The organism is Micromonospora sp. NPDC049799, from assembly GCF_040656655.1.
Taxonomy (GTDB): Bacteria; Actinomycetota; Actinomycetes; order Mycobacteriales; family Micromonosporaceae; genus Micromonospora.
Genome location: NZ_JBFAMU010000299.1, coordinates 1 through 6071, shown reverse-complemented (window position 1 = coordinate 6071; position 6071 = coordinate 1). Strand labels below are relative to the sequence as shown.

Sequence of the window (6071 nt, the reverse complement as noted above, 5' to 3'; positions counted from 1 at the left end):
CCGGCGCCGGCGCGGTGGTCGGCGGCGCGGGCGGTGACGTCTCCGGCTCCGTCGGCGGCGGGCTCGTCGGCACCGGCTCGGTGGCCGTGGGGTCCGGTGTCGGTGTCTCGTCGGCCGGATCCTCCGCCGGATCGGTGACCGTCCCGTCGGGGGGATCCACCGGATTCGCCACGGTGACGATCGCGCCGTTGCCGGACCCGGTGACCGCCAGCCCCGGCGCGGCGGCCACCACCAGCCCGATCGCCAGGGAGAACGTCAGCATCGAGGCGGTACGCAGATGGCGTGATCGACGGCCGGGTCGGTGGTCCAGGCGGGCCATCTGTCCTCCGTGACGATGAGTGAGGTTCCCATACTCGGTAATCGTTGCCCCAGTGCACTAGTCCTGAGCGGAAACAACTTCGTAACGTGTTCGGAGCCGGCGACCCGATCGGACGGTAGGCTGACCGACCGTGAACGGTTACCTGGGCTCGTACGCGACGCTCGGGCTGTTGCTGCTCGCCAGCGTTCTCTTCTTCGTTACAGCGTTCTCAGCCAATCGGGTGTTACGTCCTGCCCGTCCGGCTGATCCCTTCGGCAAGCGAGCAGCGTACGAGTGCGGGCTCGACCCGGTCGGCGGGGACTGGGCGCAGATGCAGATCCGTTACTACGTGTACGCGTATCTCTACGTCTTGTTCGCGGTGGAGTCGGTGTTCCTCTTCCCGTGGGCGGTCGTCTTCGACCGGCCGGGCTTCGGGATGGTCACCGTGGTGGAGATGGCCCTCTTCGTGGCCGTGCTGGCGCTCGGCATCCTCTACGCCTGGCGGAAGAACATCCTCCGCTGGACCTGACCGGTCACCCCGGCGCGCTCAGGCGAGCCCCCGGCGGGTCGCCACGGGCGGACGGTCGCCCCGGATCGAGGCGACCATGTCCAGCACCCGGCGGGTCGGGCGGACCTGGTGGGCGCGGAACACCCGCGCACCGAGCCAGGCCGACACGGCGGTGGCCGCCAGGGTGCCCTCCAGCCGCTCGGCGACCGGCAGGTCCAGGGTCTCCCCGATGAAGTCCTTGTTCGACAGGGCCACCAGCAGCGGCCAGCCGGTGCCGGACAGCTCGCCCAACCGTCGGGTGATCTCCAGCGAGTGACGGGTGTTCTTGCCGAAGTCGTGCGCCGGGTCGATCAGGATGCCGTCGGGGCGTACGCCCAGGGCGACCGCACGCTCGGCGAGCCCGGTCACCGTCGCGACCACGTCCGCCACGACGTCGTCGAAGGCGGCGCGGTGCGGCCTCGTGCGGGGCGCGAGCCCGCCGGCGTGCGAGCAGACCAGCCCCGCCCCGGTCTCCGCCGCGACCCGGGCGAGCGCCGGATCGGCACCGGACCACGTGTCGTTGAGCAGGTCCGCCCCCGCCGCGACGGCCTCCGTCGCCACCTCCGCCCGCCAGGTGTCGATGGAGATGACCACGTCGGGGAAGGCGGCCCGGACCGCGGCGATGGTGTCGACCGTCCGGCGGATCTCCTCCGTGACGTCGACCTCGGCGCCCGGCCCGGCCTTGACCCCGCCGATGTCGATGATCTCGGCACCCTCCTCGACGGCCCGCTCCACCGCCCGCAGCGCGCTGTCCTGCGCGAAGGTCGCGCCACGGTCGAAGAACGAGTCGGGGGTGCGGTTGACGATGGCCATCACCGCCAGCTCGCCGGGGCCGAACGTCCGCCCACCGAGCCGAAGCGCCCCGGCCATGCCGCCTCCCGAAGGTCCTGACCGTCGGCATCCGCCACCGCCGGCCGGTCTACGACGCTAACCCGTCCCGACCGGCCCGGTCCCACGGGCCGGTCCACCGGCCCCCGTCCCTGCGTCTCCGCGGCGTGCTCCGCGCGCGGCGCGTCCCGGGTTCGCGAGTTGACCATGCCCGGTCTCAGGGGCGGGGCCGCAGGTCAGGGTGGACGGGTCGAGACCCGGGTGTGTGGAGGGCTCGCTCCGGCCCGTTGGACGTGCCACGATCTGTGACATGGGTCAGGTTCTGCTCCTGCTGGTCGTGGCGTTGACCGTCGCGGCGGTCGTGTTCGGTGTGACGGTGCTGGTCACCGGCCGGGATCCCGGCCTGGCGCCGGCGGAGCCGGACGGTCGGGCCGTGCCGCTGCCGGGCGCCCGTCCGCTGCGCGAGTCCGACGTCGGTGAGGTCCGCTTCGACACCGCGCTGCGCGGGTACCGGATGGCCCAGGTCGACCAGGCGATGCGCCGCGCGGCCTACGACATCGGTTACAAGTCGGAGCTGATCGGCGTGCTGGAGGCGGAGGTCGCCGCGTTGCGCGAGGGACGGACGGCGGACGCGGACGCGCTCCGTGCCGCCCGCGACCGCTCCGCCGGAGCCACCGCCGCGGGTACACCGGACAGCACGTCGGACGTCGCCCCGGTCGACGTCACGGGCGGCACCGAGGGCACCGACGCTTCGTCCACGTCCGGCCGCACCGACGCACCGGCACCGCCCGGCGACACCGACGCACCGTCCACCACCGGCGCCCTGCACCCCGTGTCGGGCACGGCCGGCGACGACATCCCCGCGGCCGGTCGGCCGGACCGGGACGACGACGTCCCCGTCGAGGCCGGTGACCCGGCGGACCCGGTGGACGAGGCCGGGCAGCGCCGGCCGGCGGTCCGGTCGGAGTCGGCGTGAGCGGGCCGGGGCATGCCGACGACCTGGGCGAGGTGGCCCGGCGCGGTGCCGGCGAGGTCACCGCGACGGTGATCGTCGACGCGCCGGCCGAACGGGTCTTCGCGGCGTTGATCGCCTGGGAACGGCAGTCGGACTGGATTCCGTTCACGAAGGTCACGATCGTCGAGGGCGACGGCGGTGAGGGCAGCCTCATCGAGGCGGTCACCGCGATCGGGCCGGCCGTGCTCCGCGACGAGATGCGGGTCGTCCGGGTCGACGCGCCCTACGAGATCGGCGTGGTCCACTGCGGCAGGCTCCTGCGCGGGCCCGGCGTGCTGCGCTGCACCCCGCTGGAACGGGACCGGACGCAGGTGGTCTGGCACGAGTGGTTCCACCTGCCCGGTGGTCCCGCCGGCCGGGTCGCCTGGCCGCTGCTCTGGCCCGGATCCAAGGTCAGCCTCACCCAGGCGTTGAAGAAGTTCGGCCGGATGGTCGAGCAGGGCCGCATCCCCTGACCCGGAAGCGGGTCAGGTGGCCGGCGCGGAGGCCGGCGTCGGGGCGGGTGCCGCGACCGGGGCGGTCGGCTCCGGCTCGGGTCGCCAGCCGGGGCCCCGGAGCAGGTGCCCCGCCCGCTGGCGCCAGGTGACCGCCTCCCGTACGTCCCGCGCGATCGAGACGTACTCGTGGAAGGCGACGCGCAGCGGGTTGTAGGTGCCGATGTTCTTGGTCAGCCCGTAGACACAGCGCTCCTTCTCCGCCGCGAACGAGCCGAAGATCCGGTCCCAGACGATGAGGATGCCGCCGAAGTTGCGGTCCAGGTAGCCGCCCTGCGAGGCGTGGTGCACGCGGTGGTGCGACGGCGTGTTGAAGACGAACTCGTACCAGCGGGGCAGCCGGTCGATCCGCTCGGTGTGGATCCAGAACTGGTAGAGCAGGTTGACCGAGCCGCAGAAGGCGAGGACCGCCGGGTGCACCCCGGCGAGGATCAGCGGGACGTAGAAGACCCAGCTGGTCAGGCCGGTCCACGGCTGGCGCAGGGCGGTGGAGAGGTTGAACCGCTGCGACGAGTGGTGCACCACGTGCGACGCCCAGAGGATGCGGACCACGTGGTGGCTGCGGTGCGACCAGTAGTAGAAGAAGTCCTGCGCCAGCAGCACCAGCGGCCAGCTCCACCACACCTCCGCGACGCGCAGCGGGGTGAGCGTGAAGAGCAGCGCGTACGCCGCCGCGATCGGGATCTTCCACAGCAGGTCGGTGAAGACGCTGCCCAGGCCCATGGCCAGGCTGGTGGCGGTGTCGGCGGCCGAGTAGCCGACCTCGTCGTCGTCGCGGTGCAGCAGGTACGACACCCGTTCCAGCACGACCAGCAGCAGGAAGGCCGGGATCGACCAGGCGATGACGTCCGGGAACTCCCTCATGCCACCAGCACCTTAGGCAGCGTTCGGGTCCGAGGCAATGGCCTGTCGGTGGGTTGCCCTAGCGTGGGGGAGTGACTGACCTGGTGATCGGCCCCGACGGCCTGTCCCGCTGCGCCTGGGGCGCGAGCACCCCCGACTACGCCGTCTACCACGACACCGAGTGGGGGCGACCGCTGCGCGGCGACGACGCCCTCTACGAGCGGATGACCCTGGAGGCGTTCCAGTCCGGCCTGTCCTGGCTGACCATCCTGCGCAAGCGTCCCGCGTTCCGGCTCGCCTTCGACGGGTTCCACATCGAGACGGTGGCCGCCTACACCGAGGCGGACACCGCCCGGCTGCTCGCCGACGCCGGCATCGTCCGCAACCGCGCGAAGATCGAGGCGGCGGTCGCCAACGCCCGTGCCGCCCTCGAGCTGCCCGACGGGCTCTCGGCGCTGCTCTGGTCCTTCGCGCCGCCGCCCCGGCCGGCCCACCCCACCTCGTTCGCGGAGGTGCCCGCGCTCACTCCGGAGTCCACGGCGATGGCCAAGGCGCTGAAGAAGCGCGGCTTCCGGTTCGTGGGCCCCACCACGGCGTACGCGCTGATGCAGGCCACCGGAATGGTCGACGATCACCTTGCCGGCTGCCACGTCGTGTCGGCCGGTGCGGCGTGATGGGATGGGGGCATGAGCACCGACACCGCGCCACGGACCGACCCGATCCGTCCCGCCGGGGGCACGGGAGCCTGGGCCGTGCTGCTGCCGGCGGGGCGCTACGAGGCGGAGCGGCTCGTCCACCACGACACGCTGGAGCTGACCGGCCTGGACGGTGACGCCCGTCCGCGCCGTGGCGACGAGGTCGCCGTGCTGGCCGACGCGCCGCCCCGCCTGGTGGCGCTGGGCCGGGTCGTGACCGGCGGCGGGGAGCAGCGGGAGGACCCGGAGGACCCGGAGTCCGACCGGTTCGGCGGGACGCTGGTGGTGGCGTACACCCGGCGGGTCTTCGACGAGCCGGTGCCGGCCGACGCGCTGACGCTCGACGGGCCGGTCACCGCACTGGACCCGGCCGTCTTCCGCGAGCTGGCCGATCGGGTCGGCCCGCCGCCGCTGCGGCGGTCCTGGCTGGTCAGCCTCGACCTGCCGATCGAGGCCGACTCGCCGGCCGAGGCGGTCCGGCTGTTCTGGGCGTACGTGCAGGAGCTGGGCCCGCGCGAGCTGCCCGCCTTCGTCTCGCCGTCCGGTGACGAGCTGGCCATGCAGGCGTTCGTGCTCGGCGCCGAGGCCAACCAGGACCCGGAGGAGGACGACTGACCCACCCGCGGCACGCCCGCCGGACAGGCCCGGCGGCCCGACTGCGGTCAGAGCACGCCGGTCAGCCGGCCACGCCACCCGGCCAGCACCGTGCCCGGGTCGGTGTCCAGCACCTTCTCCAGCAGCGTGGCGTAGACGTCGCGGAAGTCGGTGGTGAACCTGAGGTCCCCGTCGTCGAGATCGGTCAGGCTGGGCGGTTCCCCGTACAGGCCGCCCCGCACGGCCGGTCCGAGCAGCAGCACGTTCGAGGCGGTGCCGTGGTCGGTGCCGTCGGAGGCGTTGGCGCGGACCCGGCGCCCGAACTCGGAGTAGACCGCCACCACCACCTTCCGGCCGGCCTCAGTTCGCGTCATCCGGTCGGCGAACGCGGTCACCGCCCGGTCCACCTGCCCGAGCAGCACCTCCTGCAACTGCTTCTCGTCGGCGTGGGTGTCGAAGCCGCCGAGGGAGACCGAGAAGACCCGGGTCGCCACCCCGGCCTCCACGCACTGCGCGACCAGGTCGAGCTGGGCGTCGAGCGGCGTACGCGCACCGCCGGTCGCCGTCGCGGGTGCCGTCTCGCCGTCCGGCTCCTGCTCGTCGGCACCGGCCGCGTCGCGTACCTCGCGCACCATCTCGTCGACCGACCGCAGGTCCGCGAAGCAGGCCGCCGCCCGCGCCCGCCCCGGGGACTCACCGGCCTCTGCGGCGGCGAGCGCGGTCAGCGCCTTCTCGGGCAGCCCGGCACCCCCCTTTC

At 73.3% G+C, this 6071-nt stretch carries 8 protein-coding genes and 1 pseudogene; 5 read left to right on the top strand and 4 right to left on the bottom strand.

Features of this window, described 5'->3' with window-relative positions:
* Positions 1 to 319 (bottom strand): annotated as a pseudogene (locus AB0I76_RS20420) (hypothetical protein); the annotation flags it as partial.
* Positions 320 to 449: 130 nt separating this feature from the next.
* Here AB0I76_RS20420 and ndhC point away from each other — a divergent pair.
* Positions 450 to 827 carry an NADH-quinone oxidoreductase subunit A gene (ndhC, locus tag AB0I76_RS20415; protein ID WP_357037634.1) on the top strand — a complete coding sequence of 126 codons (378 nt, stop codon included), beginning with the start codon at positions 450 to 452 and terminating at the stop codon, positions 825 to 827.
* An 18-nt stretch (positions 828 to 845) separates the two neighbouring features.
* On the opposite strand, the gene folP is transcribed toward ndhC, so the two are convergent.
* Complete coding sequence (gene folP, locus AB0I76_RS20410) at positions 846 to 1715, bottom strand: dihydropteroate synthase (protein ID WP_357037631.1); 870 nt, start codon at positions 1713 to 1715, stop codon at positions 846 to 848.
* A gap of 268 nt (positions 1716 to 1983) precedes the next feature.
* Here folP and AB0I76_RS20405 point away from each other — a divergent pair, with 268 nt between their 5' ends.
* Positions 1984 to 2649: a DivIVA domain-containing protein gene (locus AB0I76_RS20405; protein WP_357037628.1), complete on the top strand. Its 666-nt coding sequence runs from the start codon at positions 1984 to 1986 to the stop codon at positions 2647 to 2649.
* Complete coding sequence (locus AB0I76_RS20400; protein ID WP_357037625.1) at positions 2646 to 3143, top strand: SRPBCC family protein; 498 nt, start codon at positions 2646 to 2648, stop codon at positions 3141 to 3143. Before AB0I76_RS20405 ends, AB0I76_RS20400 begins: the two co-directional genes overlap by 4 nt.
* Before the next feature lie 12 nt (positions 3144 to 3155).
* Here the strand turns inward: AB0I76_RS20400 and AB0I76_RS20395 are convergent, their stop codons facing one another.
* Positions 3156 to 4046, bottom strand: a complete 891-nt coding sequence (locus AB0I76_RS20395; RefSeq protein ID WP_357037622.1) for a sterol desaturase family protein — start codon at positions 4044 to 4046, stop codon at positions 3156 to 3158.
* 71 nt (positions 4047 to 4117) lie between these two features.
* Between AB0I76_RS20395 and AB0I76_RS20390 the strand changes: the two genes are divergently transcribed.
* The gene (locus tag AB0I76_RS20390) at positions 4118 to 4699 is read left to right on the top strand and encodes a DNA-3-methyladenine glycosylase I (RefSeq protein WP_357037619.1); all 582 of its coding nucleotides are present in this window, start codon (positions 4118 to 4120) and stop codon (positions 4697 to 4699) included.
* 12 nt (positions 4700 to 4711) lie between these two features.
* Positions 4712 to 5335: a hypothetical protein gene (locus AB0I76_RS20385; RefSeq protein WP_357037616.1), complete on the top strand. Its 624-nt coding sequence runs from the start codon at positions 4712 to 4714 to the stop codon at positions 5333 to 5335.
* 47 nt (positions 5336 to 5382) lie between these two features.
* On the opposite strand, the gene AB0I76_RS20380 is transcribed toward AB0I76_RS20385, so the two are convergent.
* On the bottom strand, positions 5383 to 6071 hold a 689-nt coding region (locus AB0I76_RS20380; protein WP_357037614.1), incomplete at its 5' end, for a DUF1501 domain-containing protein.